We start from the raw sequence: 15,899 nt of genomic DNA, 5'->3' as shown, positions 1-15,899 counted from the left end.
GCTCAGGACTCCAGCGCGATGGCAACCTCGTAACCGTGGGCACGTAGCAACGAGTGTTTTTTCGCTGCTTCCAGATCGTGCGCCACCATCTCGGAGACCATTTCCTGCAGGGTGGTTTCCGGTTTCCAGCCCAGTTTTTCGTGTGCTTTAGTCGGGTCACCCAGCAGGGTTTCCACTTCCGCAGGGCGGAAGTAACGCGGATCAACAGCCACCATCACATCACCCGGTTTCACGCCCGGCGCGTCATGACCGGTCACCGAGACCACGATGCCCTTCTCTTCCACGCCTTTGCCTTCAAAGCGCAGTTTGATACCCAGCTGTGCTGCGGCCATTTCCACGAACTGACGAACGGAGTACTGCACGCCGGTGGCAATCACGAAGTCTTCTGGTTTTTCCTGTTGCAGCATCATCCACTGCATTTTCACGTAGTCTTTGGCATGACCCCAGTCACGCAGCGAATCCATGTTGCCGAGGTACAGGCAGGACTCCAGCCCCTGGGCAATGTTGGCAATCGCGCGGGTAATTTTGCGGGTCACGAAAGTTTCGCCACGACGCGGGGATTCGTGGTTGAAGAGAATGCCGTTACAGGCGTACATGCCGTAGGATTCACGGTAGTTGACGGTGATCCAGTAGGCGTAGAGTTTCGCTACAGCATACGGAGAGCGCGGGTAGAACGGCGTGGTCTCTTTCTGCGGGGTTTCCTGCACCAGACCGTACAACTCAGAGGTGGACGCCTGGTAGAAACGGGTTTTCTTCTCAAGGCCGAGGAAACGAATGGCTTCCAGCAGACGCAGTGTACCCATGCCGTCAACGTCGGCGGTGTATTCCGGAGATTCAAACGAAACCGCAACGTGGCTCATCGCCCCCAGGTTGTAGACCTCATCCGGCTGCACTTCCTGCAGGATGCGCGTCAGGTTGGAGGAGTCAGTCAGGTCACCGTAGTGCAGGTGGAATTTCGGGTTGCTGGTGTGCGGATCCTGATAAATATGATCCACACGCTCGGTGTTGAACGAAGAAGCGCGACGTTTAATGCCGTGAACCTCGTAACCCTTTTCCAGAAGCAGTTCCGCCAGATAAGAGCCATCTTGCCCGGTTACGCCGGTGATGAGAGCGACTTTAGACATATTATATTCCTCTGTACTTATCAGAAATTATTCAGTTTCTACGCGTTCGCGTATCACCACTGCGGGATTGCCACGGCAAACCATATTTGCCGCAAGCGTCTTAAAAACACTACTACGCGCACCGACCACCGTTCCGTCGCCGATGCGTACGCCGGGAGCGACAAATACATCCGTCGCCAGCCAGCATTTGTCGCCAATCACAATCGGCTGCGCATAAATATCAAAATGCGCGCTCATATAATCGTGACTACCGGTACACAAATAACACTTCTGCGATATCACCGAATTTGCACCAATCGAAATATCGCCCAGGGTGTATAACACCGCGTCATCACCCACCCAGCTGTAATCGCCAAGGGTTAATTTCCACGGATAAGTAATTTTGACTGACGGTCGAATGACTACGTTTTTTCCGATTTTTGCGCCAAATAAACGGAGCAAAAATGCACGCCAGCGATACATAACTTGTGGTGACCAGGCAAATAATGTCGCCTGTACAGCCCACCACAGCTGAACCTTAATAGCATTCCCGCCCCGAAAGCCTTTCGGCACCGAGAATCCTTGTAACTCTTGCATTGGTTTTCCTTATATCAGTGCGCTATGTTCTTTTTTAACTAAGCTTTGTTATATAAGGCTTTCGCTTTGCCGGTGGTTCTCAAACGTAAAAGATATGACAGCTGCGCCCAAAAACCTGGCACGCGTAATATTTTCCGTTGGACATCTCGTGCATCCTGACATAATTCCAGATTATTCGAGGTTGACACGCCGCCCATAGAGAACTCGGAGATTAATCCAGTCAGACGTTTAAACGGGAAACCGCCTTTGAACATTCTGGCCGCCAGTGCGTAATCAGAGGAGACTTTATATTGTAAATCGTAGGGGTAAGTTTTCAGACCATTCATCGGGAAGAATATAGCCTGATGGCTAGCCGGCAGGCTGTGGTAAATATACCAGCCATGCTTCGCGCCACGGCGGATTTTGTTACCGTCGCCAAAATCTAATAACGCATCGGCAATGTACATCGCATTGTCACGTTTTTTCGCCAGCTGCTGAATAACGTTAACACTGTCTTCATGCAGAATATCACCGGAGTTCAGGAACAGGGCAAAACGACCGTTTGCCATATCAATCCCTTTGTTCATGGCATCATAGATGCCTTTATCTTTCTCACTGACGTAACGTAAGTGGTACTGTCCATTGAGGTTTTCCAGGAATTCAGCCGTGCCATCCTGAGAACCACCGTCAACAACAATCCACTCAAAGGTGATGCCCTGTGCCTGAGCCAAATGCGCCAGCGAGGCCCAGGTTTTCACAATGCCTTCGTAATTTCGAAATGCAACGGTAATAATACTTAGCAGCATGTGACACACCTCATCAGGAATTCGTTATATTCAACGCCTTGCGTAGAATAAACGGACAAACAATTAAGAAAGCGTATTCCGGACTAAAAATCGACCCCGTAAAAAACAACGATATAGGAGTAAAGAGATAAAGCTGAACACGATAATTCTGATTATCACCAAATGCGTTCACCGTCATCCTTGCGACTTTCACCAGATACAACGCGGTTAATATTACAGCGAACCACGAAAAATAAATAATTAACAGATACAGTCCATTGTCTATGGTTTTACCGACGTCTGCACCGTTAAAGATTCCGAATGATGCAACATATTCGTAAAGTGAGCCGAATCTTACGACGCCGTCAACATTGGTTAGAGAATATCCCACCATAACAAGCGGACCGATGATGCGATAATATGAGGATGAGCCTTCCGTTCCTAAATCACCGAGACGTTCCGCAATATAAGGAAAGGCGAACACAACCCCGACTACAAATACGGCCAATGAAATAATAGCCAGAGGTAATTTCTTACGGATCGCGTCTTTGTTCAGATACTGGAAAGCCCACTCCAGCAAATAAAACAAGATAAAGGTCATTACCCCTGAAAACGATCCGGAAAGAACTATCCCTGCCAAAATCATAGCATCTGTCTTTGGCGTTTTGATACCAAACTGTTTGATGCTGAGCCAAATTGAGATTAACGCCAGAGCGAAGAAGGCCGGTTCGAAATAAAGTGCCGTGGTTCGCTTACCGCCAAATTTGATAAAATTCAGCACGTAACTGTTGCTGTAAATCAGATATTTCGAAATTATCTCCATCAGGCTACTGCCGCCGCTGAGGATAATTTGCGCCATTTCTGCCGCGGCCAGCATCACGATCACCCCCACCACCAGCCAGAAAAAGCGCAGTATCTTGCGGTAGTTATGCGGAGAGATAGTCTTAAAGCGAATACTCCAGACCATGCCAATAATAATAACGATATACACAAACAGCATGGTGGAGGTGACGTACTTACCGGCATTCAATGACTGGCCAAAGAGGTAGTTGAAAATCGTCAGCCCTGCCCCAGCCCCCAGTGCAATCATCAACTTTTTCAGGTTGATCTTGTCAACGTACAAGAGCAGCAGCAGCGGTAAAAAGGTCACAATGGTTATCGGGAAGCTTTCGCCAAGCTGGAGAATTTTGACGTTCACCAGCAGGTAAATCAGCGGCAGCAGGAGATAGCTACAGACTCTGATAGAACGAGACATATTCCTCCAGCATCTGTTTCCCACTATAGGCCACGCGGCTGCGGGCGCTGAACGCCTCCAGTGAAGTGGCAAAAACAGCCTCCGCAATCTCCGCTTTTGAGCGCTGCACCAGCGGGAGAACCTCTTCTTCACTGAAGGTTTTACCACCGGATTTATCCAGCACTTCACGCGCTGCGTCACTGTGGGTTGCAATGACCGGCACGCCAATCGACAACGCTTCGCATAAGATCAGCGGGTAGTTATCCACTCTTGAGGTGAAAAGCAGCGCATCCATTTGGTTGAGCTCACTCATTAATTTGCGCTTATCGGTCATAAAACCGTGGTTAACCACGTTTGAACCTTCAAAGGGTGAAAACTTGCCAAAGGTGTGCAGTTCAACCTTTTCACCTAACGCCATCACGTCGCGAACCAACTTCTGGTTAGTTTTTCCGTCGTAACGCAGGTCATGAGCCACCACGGCGATTTTCGGACGCCCCTGCGTTACCATTACCAAAGACAAATCAGCCAGGATAGCCTCGGTCGCCACATCAATGCCGTTATTGATAATACGGCAGCGCCCTGCCCCATAAAGGCTGTTAAAGGCATCTGCAACGTGCTGGCTCGGGGAGATAAACTGGCAACCCAATGCCATCATTTCGTTAAACAGATGGCGTTTTTCATCCACCAGTTGATGCGCCCTGTCGACTTTTACCGGCGGGTAATTCGCCAGTGTTGGGCATTTCTGGCAGCCTTTTTTCCAGCCTTCACAGCCGTCGGTAAACGCACAACGTCCGGTTACGCTCCAGTGATCGTGCAGCGTCCAGATGAAGGTCACGTCCGGCTTATGGGCCTTTAGTTTCTGGCAAAAAGCCACAACGTCCGCAAGGTTCAGCCAGTAGCTGTGCATAACGTGAAAATGGAGCACCACCGGGCCAGGCGTGCGGCTCACGGTACGGTAGAGATTATTCAGATTGCCAAAGACATCGCGATTGAACAGACGGAACAGCGCCAGATTGGCAATAGAGGTCAGGCGTGGCGTCTGTTTAATCACATCCGGATAAGCATCATGGCTCACGCTTTTTTTGCCGCCTTTGCCATAGCCATACACAAAGCGAGAGTGCATACCCTGCTGTAACGCACGTTGGTGTAAATCCAGCGCCACGCCAGCGGCACCGCCTTCAGCGAGGCGAACGTTAAATTGTAAAATGTTCATGTTCTCACCTTCACGCGTGCTTTTTCACCCACCACCAGCGCGTTATCCGGCACACTGTCCAGCACCACGCTGCCTGCCCCGATGACCACGTTGTTACCGATGACGATATCGCCCAGCAGTACCACGTTAGCCCCCAGTTCGACGTTATTGCCAATCACCGGACAGGCCAGGCTTTGGGCACCACGGTTACCGATGGTGACACTATGGCGGATGGTGAAATCGTCCCCTGCAACCACATGCTTGTTAATCACCACCGCGTAGCCATGATGAATGGTAAAGCGCCGCCCGATGGTCGCCGCTGCCTGGATTTCGTAGCCGAACAGGCATTCCGTGATAAAACGATAGGCCAGCAGCACGGGGGCCGCCCACAGGTTGTTGAGGACATTTTTTTTACGCCACACCGAGCAGAAATGGGCGATGCGGTAAGCCGCGACCATACAGCACGGGCGCAGGCTCCATTGATTGGCGCGAAAATCTTCCAGACGCATTATTTCCCCCGCAGGCCATCGGCCAGACGTTTGCCGTTACGCACGGAAAAGAGGGTGAGTAAGGTGCGCCAGTTCATCCGCTTATTGCGGATTTGATAGAGCGTAAACAGTTGGTACTTCTTGCTGGCCCGGTCGAATTTTGCTTTGTGCTTACGGTAGAAATGGAAATAACCGGAGAATTTTTTTGGCGACGAGGTGATCTGCATTTCACCGTGATTGATGTGCAGGATCTGCGTCGCTTTCTCGATTTTCCAGGGTTCCCCGTACTGCTCGACCATGCGCAGGAAGATGTCATAGTCCTGAGCTGCTTTCAGTTGAGTATCAAACAAGCTCTCTTTAAAGCGCCATGACCAGCTGAACACCTGATTACCCACGATGTTGCGCTTGTAGAATAATTTGCGGGAAAACGGTGATTTCGGGTACAGCGGCAGGCTGGCAGGCTGCGAATACACCTCGCCCTGGCAAACATAGTCATTGGCGTAGAGAAACGCCCGCGTTTTCAGTTGGTCACGATGCTCAAGGAAGACCGACAGACGATCGGGTGTCCACTCGTCATCGTCGTCGATACCGGTAATGAACTGACCGGTCGATTGCATAATGGCCTGATTGCGAACGGCACAGGCACCGGAATTAAACGGGTTGCGGGTGTAACGTACGCGCGGGTCCCCGAGATCGTTCACAAACTGCTGCAGCTGCTCGAAGGTGGTTGAGCAGTCATCGACGATAACCATTTCCCAGTGGCTATAATCCTGGCGCAGCACCGATTTGATGGCGCGAATAGCCAGCTGCTGACGGTTCCACGTCGGCATATAAATCGAGATTAATGGACGTTCTGTGGTCATTTTTTTCCCCGATTGGTCTATTTCCCCCTCACCCCGGCCCTTCTCCCACTGGGAGAGGGTTAGGGTGAGGGGAAAACGTTATTTACTATCCGATTTGTATTCGTACTCGTAGTAACCGTAATCCTGATAACCGGTCGCACGGCGGAAGATAGAGTTGAGGATGACGCCTTTGACCTGAATGCCGTTTTGTTCGAAGCGGCTCAGGCTGGTCTGCACCTCTTTCACCGTGTTCACCGCATAACGGGCGACCATCAAGGTCGTGCCAGCATGGCGACCCACAATGGCCGCATCAGTAACGGCCAGGATAGGCGGGGTATCAATCAGTACCAGGTCGTAGTTTTTGCTCGCCCAGGCCAACAGTTGCGCAAAGCGTTCACTCATCAGCAGTTCAGAGGGGTTGGGCGGCACCTGACCACGAGGAACCAAATCGAAATTCGGAATGGAGGTGTGTTTCGCACAATTTTCGATAGCGCCTTTGCCAACCAGTATTTCCGACAGGCCGTTGACGTTATCGGTCCCGAGCAGTTCGTGGGTGTAGCCTTTACGCATATCACAGTCGATCATCAGCACGCGTTTATTGGCCTGACTGATCACCGCTGCGAGGTTGGCACAGACGAAAGTTTTACCAATTGAAGGGCTGACCCCGGTCATCATCAGGACGTTGTTGTTGGCCTGCATCATCGCGAAGTGAAGGCTGGTACGCAGACTACGTACCGCTTCAATGGCCAGATCCGCCGGGTTACCCACCGCCAGTAGCTGGCTCTGCTTGTAACGCTTGACACCCTTGACGGTTTTGACGCTGTCACGCGCTTTTTGCCATTCTGAAAGCGGGATGCTGGCGTAGACGCTGATCCCCTGTTCTTCCAGCACCTGCGGGCTTTCGATACCGCGGTTAAACAGTGAGCGGAGCAGAACCACCACCACGGAGAGGATCAGCCCAAGAATAATGCTGCCCAGAACAATCAGCGCTTTCTTCGGTTTCAGCACGCCAGGCTGGGTAATTGCCGGGTCGACAATGCGCACATCACCCACGGTACTGGCCTCGGTAATACGCAGTTCCTGCTGTTTGTTAAGCAGTTGCATATAAACCTGTTGGCCCGATTCCACGTCACGCGTCAGTCGGACAATCTCCTGCTGCGTTTTTGGCATCGCCGTCACGCGGTTGTTGAGCTTGGTTTTTTCATCTTCCAGCGCCTGACGTTTTTCCAGCAAGGTGCGGTACGCCGGGTGGACTTTGGTATAGAGCTTGGAGATTTCCGCTTCTTTAAAGGTCAGTTCGTTGAGCTGCGCGTCGATGTTAACCATCGAATCCAGCACCGCTTTCGCTTCCTGCGGTAAGTCGACAGAGTCTTTTTCCTGACGGTAGGTATTGAGTTTGTTCTCAGCGATATCCAGCTTGCCGCGTACTTCCGGCAGTTGCTTATCGAGGAAGGCGAGGCTTTTCGCCGCCTCTTCCGATTTACGCTGAATATTCTGCTCAAGGTAGTTTGTCGTGATGCTGTTGAGGATCGCGCGGATTTGTTCACGGTCTTCACCGGTATAGCTCAGGCTCAGTACGCCGGTATCTTTACCGTTTTCCGTCACGCTCAGGTTGTTTTGCAGATTGTTGATCATGCCAAGTGTGGAGAACTTGGTGACGGTAAATTCGCTGTCCGTTCCCGCCGCAATGCCGCTAACCATCATACTCAGGCCGTCTTTGGAGAGCGTCTGACCGACTTCCCCTTTGGCGCTAAAGCCGCCGTCACTGGTGAGCTGATACTGTTTTGGGCTGAGCACCGTCAGGGTGAAGGTTTGCTCCACCATGCCTTTCGGCACCACAAATTGGGTGACTTTTACGGTCTCATTTTGCCGTCCCATCAGGCGATCCCAACCCGAACCAAACACCGGGAAGGTATTTTTGGTTACCGCAATGTCGAGATCCAGATCGTCAACCGTTTTACCCAGCACCATACGGGACTGAATCAGCTGAATTTCTGCTTCGGACGCTGGCGGCTTATTGGAAAGCGCGCTGTTGAGGTTTTGTACCAGTGAATTCCCGGTATCCTGCTCGATTTGTACCAGTGCATCCGCGCTGTAAATGGGTGTGGCAAACAGGCAATAGATAATGGCCGCCACGGCAAAAAGGGAGGTAATCCCCAGCACCCACCAGCGGGCTTCGACGACCGTACCGATCAAACGGCCAATGTCGATTTCGTCACTACCCGCCACCGGGGCGGCAGAATGGTGTGTTTTCTCGGTCATTGTTATCCCTGCTGAGCGTTAAGCGCCTGCGCCCACTGACGGGCAGACTGATCAATTAAGGTGTAAACGGCCTCGAAGGCATCGCGGCTTTTGCGGTAAGGGTCAGGAATCTCCCGTTCTCCATCCCAGTGACCAAAGAGCATCACTTTGCCACGCATCTCCGGCGCGATTTCGCACAGTGCGGCGATATGCCGCTTCTCCATGACCAGAATCAGGTCGTAGTCCCGACACATCTTCCCGGAAATTTGCCGGGCGATGTGGCCCTCAAGTGAGAGGGCATTTTGCTCTGCCACGCGCGCGGCCTGAGCATCAGCACTTTTCCCCACCAGCGCCCCCAACCCTGCGGACGCCACCGTTAATGCAGGCTGATATTTTTGCAGCAGCCGCTCTGCCGTGGGGGAACGGCAAATATTCCCCACACACACCACCAGAATTTTGTTAAACATCGCGCATCACCAGGTATGAATGTCGCGTGCCGTGTCCGTCATGTAGCGAACGCCACTGATGGTTGGCAGCAACTGATTGATGAGACGATTCCAGCGAGCAACCGGCGCAGTAGTGACATACACTACGTCATACGGCTGGAGACGGAATTCCGTTGCCATGACCAGTGAGGTCGCATCGGACATATCAAGCTGGTAGATGTTGGCAATTTTGCCTTTCGAACCGCCCTCACCTTTCAGCGGACGAATCACGAAGATGCCGCTGGCGTTGGACGTGGTCAGATCGATACCCTCTGCCTGGCCCAGCGCTTCAGTCAGCGTCATACCACTGAAGTCCATTTTAAGTGTGCTCTGTTTCTTCACTTCGCCCATCACGAACACTTTCAGATCGTCATTACGCGGCACGAAGAGAATATCGCCCGGATAGAGCAAACGGTTCTGGCTCAGGTCGCCATTCTGCATCAGGGCTTGCAGTGAAATACGTTCTTCTTTGCCGTTATGGGTCAGAACCACGTTGCGCCAGTCGGCGGTGTCGGTCAGACCACCTGCCGCATTGACCGCATCGAGCACGGTAAGCGGCACGTTGGTGATCGCCTGCTGGCCAGATTTCGCCACCTGACCTGACACATAGGCTTTTTGTGAACGGAAGGCAGCGATGTTAACGTCCACCTGCGGGTCAGCGATGTACGTCGCTAAGCGGCTGGTAACATCACTGCGGATTTCTGCCAGTGTTTTCCCGACTACACGCACGCGGCCAATATAGGGGTAGAACATCGTGCCATCCGGTTGAACCCAGTTACCCGTATCGCTGGAACTACGGTATTGGCCCGCAGGCGTTGTCAGTTCCGGGTGGTCCCAGACAGTGACACTCAACACATCGCCAGGTCCAACTCGGTATTCATAGTTGGATATTTCCTGGTCTAACGACATATTTGGTTGGGCAACGTTGGGTCGCGGACGTAATTGTTCAATCAGACGCGGGGTTAGTGGATAAACATTCACCATGCGGTCTAAATCAAAATCAGCGTCCTGCTGTTTGATCACATCCTTTCCCATCGTAGACATATTGCTACCGGGAAGTACGGTGCAGCCACTCATCAAGGTCATAGACACCAATAATGGTATCAATTTCGTTTTGGATTTCATCATTGATTAATTATCACTTTTGCAGAGTAATTATCCTGTGTATTTAAATAAGCGTTTGAGTCTCTACGGAAACAGAATGCAGTTAATCGAAACTTAAATTAACTGGTATCAGTCCTAAAATCCGCTTATTCAACCACATGCTATTGACAGAATAATCCAGACGTTTCGACACGCTTTCAGGCATGCTACCGCCCTTGGCTTTCAGCTACCAATCCACTGATTAAACAGTAAGTTATTGATTCACACCTCTCGCACATCAGTCTGTTCACGCATTTCCCTGATTACGGAAGATTCGGCAGGTATAAGAATTAACGCTGATAAAATGCATTTAAAATAACTTCACGGGTATATTTAAAACTAGCTGGAGGAATTGTTGCAGCTAAGCGAATTACAGGCAAGGTAACATCCTGATCGTAAACAGCTTTTTAAGATTAATATTAAGAGCAAATATTCGTGAATTTTAGGAATTTCTCGATGTTGACAAATTCCTTACTTACACTTACGCATGCGAAATATCCGAATTTTAATAAATATATCCAAAAATAATAATCTCACTTTTATTAAGGGGAAATGAAATTAAATATATTATGTTGCACCGAAAATTTATAAGATAAATCGTAGGCTACCATTGCAATTCAGGTCAGCTTTATCCATGATCTCTCTATGACAATTGTCATATTACATAAGGTGTTAAGCAAACGATGGAATGGATTGCCGATCCTTCAATTTGGGCAGGACTCGTCACGCTGATTGTGATCGAGCTGGTGCTCGGAATTGATAACCTGGTCTTTATCGCGATACTTGCGGAGAAATTACCCCCAGCGCAACGTGACCGCGCCCGCGTGACGGGACTCGTCCTGGCAATGTTGATGCGACTGCTTCTGCTCGCGTCAATTTCATGGCTGGTAACACTGACCAAACCGCTCTTCTCATTCCGTGACCTGAGCTTCAGCGCCCGTGACTTAATTATGCTCGTCGGCGGCCTCTTCTTACTCTTTAAAGCCACCGTTGAACTCAATGAGCGGCTGGAGGGGAAAGACAGCGACAACCCCACCCAAAGGCGCGGGGCAAAATTCTGGAGCGTGGTTGCTCAAATTGTGGTGCTGGATGCGGTTTTCTCGCTGGATTCGGTCATCACCGCAGTCGGCATGGTCGATCACCTCGCAGTCATGATGGCAGCCGTCATCGTCGCTATCTCACTGATGCTGCTCGCCAGCAAGGCCCTCACCCGCTTTGTGAACAACCACCCGACCATTGTTATTCTTTGTTTGAGCTTCCTGCTGATGATCGGCTTTAGCCTTATTGCGGATGGCTTTGGCTTCCACATTCCGAAAGGCTATTTGTATGCTGCCATCGGCTTCTCGGTGATGATTGAAGCCCTGAACCAGCTGGCAAACTTTAACCGTCGTCGTTTCCTGTCGGCAAATCAGACCCTGCGCCAGCGCACCACAGAAACCGTGATGCGCTTGCTGAGCGGACGCAAAGAGGATGCCGAACTGGACGCCAATGCAGCCGCCATGCTCGCTGATCATGATGACAGCCAAATCTTTAATCCGCAGGAGCGGAGGATGATTGGCCGGGTACTCAATCTTAACCAGCGAACGGTCAGCAGTATCATGACCTCCCGTCACGATATTGAGCATATCGACCTCAACGCACCGGAAGCGGAAATTCGCGCTTTGCTGGAGAAAAATCAGCATACCCGTATGGTTGTGACAAGCCGGGATGAAGAAGAAGATTTGCTAGGCGTGGTGCACATTATCGACCTTCTGGCCCAGTCGCTTCGCGGTGAACCGTTGGATTTAAAAGTACTGATTCGCCAGCCGCTGGTCTTCCCGGAAGGCTTGCCGTTGTTGCAGGCCCTGGAGCAGTTCCGCAGCGCACGAACCCACTTTGCATTTGTGGTCGACGAATTTGGTTCGGTCGAGGGCATTGTGACCTTAAGTGACGTGATGGAAACCATCGCGGGTAATTTGCCCAACGAAGTCGAAGAGATCGACGCCCGTCATGATATTCAGAAAAACAGCGACGGTAGCTGGACGGCAAACGGCCATATGCCGCTGGAAGACCTGGTGCAATTTGTGCCGCTGCCTCTGGATGAGAAACGCGAGTATCACACCATCGCCGGGTTATTGATGGAGTATATGCAGCGCATCCCAAAACCAGGGAGAGGAGGTGCAGGTGGGGAATTACTTGCTTAAAACGCTGGAAGTCGAGAGCCATCGTGTACAGAAAGTGCAGATTATTGCCCTGCATCAGGATGACTGACCTCGATTACGAAGTCTGAGAGACGCCGGGGAAACCCCGGCGTCGTATTCTATTCTCAAAGCTTATTGATCAGCTTTTTCACATCTTTGCCGTTCTGACTGTCTTTGTTGCGATCCGCCCACTCATTGAGTCGGCGCTTCGCTTCGTCCTGCAGATGTTTGCGCAGGACCTGGTCAACCTGGAGGCTGTAATTTAGTGACTGCCAGTCGCCGTAGACCGTCAAGGGGATAGCCGTTCCTTTCAGATACTCCACCAGCTTGCTGTCACCCTTCCAGCCATCAAGAACACGGACCATGAAGCGTGTATCACACTGCTCTTTCACCAAATCCAATTTGCCTTCGCCGGAGAGGCTCAGAAGCGGCGACGTCCCTTGCATATCGGCCATCGTCATCATGCCGTCTTTCAGCGTCAGTTCGGTATGGAAGCTGTCCAGCCGGGTGGCGTTATCGTAGTTTTCCTGCACTTCGACATCGCTGCTGCGGGCAACTGCCTGCTGAATCAGCTGCTGGAAGTTAAGCCCTTCCATACGGCTGTCTTTGATCTCGACATGGGCATCACCCTGCCAGTTACGGCGAAAATCATCGGCATCAATGCGATTACCGGAGAAATCCCCAGCCAGCGACAGCTTGCCCGTCAAAGAAATCGGATAATCAAAGGACTTGAGAATAGTGCCAATTTCAACGTTATCCAGACGCGGCTGGAACTGAGCTTGCGACTGGTCTGTACGCACATCCAGCGTAGCCAGGTAATGAGATATCACCCTCACCCATCTTCCCTTGCAGAGTGGTAATACTGAGCAGGCCAGCATCATTGGTAAACTGACCGTTCACATTATCAAAGCGCATACCGCGCCACTGAATACTTTTGGCCGTCAGAGAGACGTTGGCAGAAAAATCACGCAGGCTGGTGTATTCCGGCTGTACGGTACTGCTGGCAATCACCGGACGCGGGAGACGCGGTTGCAGGTTCTGCCCCTGCTGAGTACTCCCTTCATTGGTCGCCGGGTTATCTTCAAGGACCAGGAGGTTATCAAGATTCAGCGCATCAAACTGCAAATCCAGTGCCCACTCAGGCTTACCGGTCAGCGTTACGCTACCCTTACCACTGAAAGCGCTGTCGTTGGCCGTCAATTGCATATTGCTCAACGTCACACGCTGACGGTCACTCTGCCATTGGGCAGTAAGATTGCCCTCGCCACTGATTCCCTGAGGCGGGACATCCCCTCCCTGAAGTTGCCATTTCAGATCGCTGATGGCGGCATTGAGATTACGCGGATAATCACTGGCATCGACTTTCGCTTTCAGAGCGAGGCTCAGATCCCGCTGATCGCGATTAACCCGCCCCGAAAAATCGAGCGTCGCCTGGTGTTGAGCATCCTGGTCCATCTGCAGACGAATATCGCGCACAGTCACTTGCTCATCGCCTTCATGCTGTAAAACCAGCACGCTATCGGCGACCTGCAGGCGGGCAATATCCCAGGACCATCCACGATCTTCCGCGATTTGCGGCAACGTATTTTCTTTCGGTGCGACCGGCGCACCTTTTTGCACTGATGCACGCGTGTTAGAGGCGTAATCTGAATAACCGCCCCTTTTAGCATCACCTGTTTGACCTGTAGCTGATGCGAAAGCAGAGGTAACAGACCCACGTCAAGACGCATGTTGTCCGCTTTAACCACCGGTTGCTCAGCACCCGGTGCCGTCAGGGTGATACGGCCGGAGAGAATGCTCAGTTGCGGCCAGACATGCCAACGCAGTGGACCATCAAGCTGCAACTGATACCCGCTGCGCGCCTCCACCTGACGCACCATATAGGCGCGAAAATCGTTAGGGTTGACCATTATGACCAACGCTGAAAGGCCTGCAACCAGCACGACCAGCAGAATCATCAGCGTTGTTAATACTCTTCTCATGGCAGCCTCAGCGGTTGTGAATCACTCAGTCTTTGTCGATACGACTGGCAACAGCGCCTTGCTGATCGCGGTATTTTGCGTCCTGGCGGCGATTGTAAGGACGTTCAGCGGGTCCTGACAGGGGTTCGAAACTCAGCGCGCCAATCAGCATGCCCGGACGCAGCGCCAGCGGAAGCTTACCGGAATTATAGAACTCCAGCACGATACGGCCCGACCAGCCCGGATCAATACGGTGTGCGGTGACGTGAACCATCAGCCCCAGACGCGCCAGTGAAGAGCGTCCATCAAGCCAACCAACCAGATCGGAGGGCAACGTAACGGACTCAAAAGTCACCGCCAGCGCCAGTTCACCGGGGTGAAGGAAAAAAGCCTCTCCTTCGGGAAGCACAATTTCATCGCTCATTACGCGCTCAAGGGCTGCGCTGACTTCGTCTTTCGGACCACTCAGGTCGATAAACGCAGCGGTGTGCCCACGGAATGTGCGAAATTTGTTGCCCAGACGAACATCCACCGTGGCACCATTAATGCGCTCGACAGGGGGTCGCGGTTGAATCGACAGACGGCCCTGATCCAACCAGGCTTCAATATCGCGGTCACACAGACGCATGGCACTTTCTCCTTTCGTGCATTACGCCCCAGACAATGCAGGGGCTAAGCAAATTAACTTAAGGGTACAGCCTATCATGTATTATTCAAAAAACTGGCTGATTTTGGCTTTCAGAATATCAATGGCGATGCGGTTTTTACCCCCACGCGGAACAATGATATCGGCGTACTGCTTGGACGGTTCGATAAATTGCAGGAACATCGGGCGGACCGTTTTCTGGTATTGCGCCATCACCGAGTCCATTGAGCGTCCACGTTCGTTAACGTCACGCTTAATACGGCGCATCAGGCAAATATCGAGCGGCGTATCAACAAAAATAGAGAAATTCATCTCATCACGTAGACGCGCATCCGTCAGCAGCAGAATACCTTCAAGAATGATCACTTTCTTGGGCTGAATATGGATGGTTTCTGGCATGCGGGTATGCTCAACATAGCTGTAAACCGGCAATTCAATGTCCTGACCACTTTTGAGCATTTGCAGATGCTGAAACAGCAAACTATGGTCCATAGAACTCGGATGGTCATAGTTAGTTTTGACGCGCTCTTCCATCGACAAATGACTTTGATCTTTGTAGTAGCTGTCTTCTGGAATAACACCGATATGCTCATCACCAACCTGCTCGCGTAATTCGCGATAAAGCGTACTGGCAATAAGACTTTTACCCGAAGCCGATGCGCCGGCGATGCCGATAATGACGCACTGATGTGACTTATCAGTCATAAATTTAGCGACCTGATTAACCTGGATGTAAAGGAAGGAGACGCCGGAGCGTCAAACGCGGCAATTATAGGGATTTCACGGCCATGATACCAGTCGAATAGGATCAGGATGCCGCATAAGCTGAAAGTTGAACGCTTTCGGTACAGGTTGTGACTTTTCGCAAATTTAAGCGATTAAAATAACAGCGCCCGGGCGCTTTTTTTCGCAGACTAAGTAATTAATATCCTTATGATGTCAAATTCTGAGCAGACAGCATAGGAATTGTAAATTGTTTGTACTAGCATAACCCGAATTCATCTTTCACTCGTCCGGACACCG

12 protein-coding genes and 2 pseudogenes are annotated in these 15,899 nt (G+C 51.3%); 1 reads left to right on the top strand and 13 read right to left on the bottom strand.

Annotated elements, in window-relative coordinates:
• Positions 1-2: 2 nt before the first annotated feature.
• The 10 genes from gmd to AC5JPW_RS14600 form a co-directional block, all read right to left on the bottom strand.
• Positions 3-1,124 carry a GDP-mannose 4,6-dehydratase gene (gene gmd, locus AC5JPW_RS14645; protein WP_494241446.1) on the bottom strand — a complete coding sequence of 374 codons (1,122 nt, stop codon included), beginning with the start codon at positions 1,122-1,124 and terminating at the stop codon, positions 3-5.
• A 27-nt stretch (positions 1,125-1,151) separates the two neighbouring features.
• The gene (gene wcaF / locus AC5JPW_RS14640; RefSeq protein WP_494241444.1) at positions 1,152-1,700 is read right to left on the bottom strand and encodes a colanic acid biosynthesis acetyltransferase WcaF; all 549 of its coding nucleotides are present in this window, start codon (positions 1,698-1,700) and stop codon (positions 1,152-1,154) included.
• Positions 1,701-1,738: 38 nt separating this feature from the next.
• Positions 1,739-2,485: a colanic acid biosynthesis glycosyltransferase WcaE gene (wcaE, locus tag AC5JPW_RS14635; protein ID WP_494241443.1), complete on the bottom strand. Its 747-nt coding sequence runs from the start codon at positions 2,483-2,485 to the stop codon at positions 1,739-1,741.
• Between the two features lie 13 nt (positions 2,486-2,498).
• Complete coding sequence (wcaD, locus tag AC5JPW_RS14630) at positions 2,499-3,719, bottom strand: colanic acid polymerase WcaD (protein ID WP_494241441.1); 1,221 nt, start codon at positions 3,717-3,719, stop codon at positions 2,499-2,501.
• Complete coding sequence (wcaC, locus tag AC5JPW_RS14625) at positions 3,694-4,911, bottom strand: colanic acid biosynthesis glycosyltransferase WcaC (RefSeq protein ID WP_494241440.1); 1,218 nt, start codon at positions 4,909-4,911, stop codon at positions 3,694-3,696. The genes wcaD and wcaC overlap by 26 nt, the downstream gene beginning before the upstream one ends.
• Positions 4,908-5,399: a colanic acid biosynthesis acetyltransferase WcaB gene (gene wcaB / locus AC5JPW_RS14620; RefSeq protein ID WP_494241438.1), complete on the bottom strand. Its 492-nt coding sequence runs from the start codon at positions 5,397-5,399 to the stop codon at positions 4,908-4,910. The genes wcaC and wcaB overlap by 4 nt, the downstream gene beginning before the upstream one ends.
• Positions 5,399-6,241: a colanic acid biosynthesis glycosyltransferase WcaA gene (gene wcaA / locus AC5JPW_RS14615; RefSeq protein WP_494241437.1), complete on the bottom strand. Its 843-nt coding sequence runs from the start codon at positions 6,239-6,241 to the stop codon at positions 5,399-5,401. Before wcaA ends, wcaB begins: the two co-directional genes overlap by 1 nt.
• 78 nt (positions 6,242-6,319) lie before the next feature.
• Complete coding sequence (wzc, locus tag AC5JPW_RS14610; RefSeq protein WP_494241435.1) at positions 6,320-8,482, bottom strand: tyrosine-protein kinase Wzc; 2,163 nt, start codon at positions 8,480-8,482, stop codon at positions 6,320-6,322.
• Between the two features lie 2 nt (positions 8,483-8,484).
• Positions 8,485-8,928 carry a low molecular weight protein-tyrosine-phosphatase Wzb gene (gene wzb, locus AC5JPW_RS14605; protein ID WP_494241433.1) on the bottom strand — a complete coding sequence of 148 codons (444 nt, stop codon included), beginning with the start codon at positions 8,926-8,928 and terminating at the stop codon, positions 8,485-8,487.
• A 6-nt stretch (positions 8,929-8,934) separates the two neighbouring features.
• The gene (locus AC5JPW_RS14600; RefSeq protein WP_494241432.1) at positions 8,935-10,074 is read right to left on the bottom strand and encodes a polysaccharide export protein; all 1,140 of its coding nucleotides are present in this window, start codon (positions 10,072-10,074) and stop codon (positions 8,935-8,937) included.
• Positions 10,075-10,772: 698 nt separating this feature from the next.
• Between AC5JPW_RS14600 and AC5JPW_RS14595 the strand changes: the two are divergent.
• Positions 10,773-12,358 (top strand): annotated as a pseudogene (locus tag AC5JPW_RS14595) (TerC family protein).
• A 36-nt stretch (positions 12,359-12,394) separates the two neighbouring features.
• Here AC5JPW_RS14595 and asmA read toward each other — a convergent pair.
• The 3 genes and pseudogenes from asmA to udk form a co-directional block, all read right to left on the bottom strand.
• Positions 12,395-14,251: pseudogene (gene asmA, locus AC5JPW_RS14590) on the bottom strand (outer membrane assembly protein AsmA).
• A gap of 25 nt (positions 14,252-14,276) precedes the next feature.
• Positions 14,277-14,858, bottom strand: a complete 582-nt coding sequence (dcd, locus tag AC5JPW_RS14585) for a dCTP deaminase (RefSeq protein ID WP_494241430.1) — start codon at positions 14,856-14,858, stop codon at positions 14,277-14,279.
• 81 nt (positions 14,859-14,939) lie between these two features.
• Positions 14,940-15,581, bottom strand: coding sequence for a uridine kinase (gene udk, locus AC5JPW_RS14580; RefSeq protein ID WP_494241429.1), 642 nt, complete (start codon positions 15,579-15,581; stop codon positions 14,940-14,942).
• Between the last annotated feature and the right edge of the window lie 318 nt (positions 15,582-15,899).

The organism is Phytobacter sp. (assembly GCF_059074235.1).
The sequence above is the reverse complement of the archived record's forward strand: the minus strand, read 5'-3'. Positions and strand labels throughout refer to the sequence as shown.

Coding starts and splice junctions, on each gene's coding strand:
- gmd (WP_494241446.1), bottom strand. CDS start 1,124: ATGTCTAAAGTCGCTCTCATCACCGGCGTAACCGGGCAAGATGGCTCT.
- wcaF (WP_494241444.1), bottom strand. CDS start 1,700: ATGCAAGAGTTACAAGGATTCTCGGTGCCGAAAGGCTTTCGGGGCGGG.
- wcaE (WP_494241443.1), bottom strand. CDS start 2,485: ATGCTGCTAAGTATTATTACCGTTGCATTTCGAAATTACGAAGGCATT.
- wcaD (WP_494241441.1), bottom strand. CDS start 3,719: ATGTCTCGTTCTATCAGAGTCTGTAGCTATCTCCTGCTGCCGCTGATT.
- wcaC (WP_494241440.1), bottom strand. CDS start 4,911: ATGAACATTTTACAATTTAACGTTCGCCTCGCTGAAGGCGGTGCCGCT.
- wcaB (WP_494241438.1), bottom strand. CDS start 5,399: ATGCGTCTGGAAGATTTTCGCGCCAATCAATGGAGCCTGCGCCCGTGC.
- wcaA (WP_494241437.1), bottom strand. CDS start 6,241: ATGACCACAGAACGTCCATTAATCTCGATTTATATGCCGACGTGGAAC.
- wzc (WP_494241435.1), bottom strand. CDS start 8,482: ATGACCGAGAAAACACACCATTCTGCCGCCCCGGTGGCGGGTAGTGAC.
- wzb (WP_494241433.1), bottom strand. CDS start 8,928: ATGTTTAACAAAATTCTGGTGGTGTGTGTGGGGAATATTTGCCGTTCC.
- AC5JPW_RS14600 (WP_494241432.1), bottom strand. CDS start 10,074: ATGATGAAATCCAAAACGAAATTGATACCATTATTGGTGTCTATGACC.
- dcd (WP_494241430.1), bottom strand. CDS start 14,858: ATGCGTCTGTGTGACCGCGATATTGAAGCCTGGTTGGATCAGGGCCGT.
- udk (WP_494241429.1), bottom strand. CDS start 15,581: ATGACTGATAAGTCACATCAGTGCGTCATTATCGGCATCGCCGGCGCA.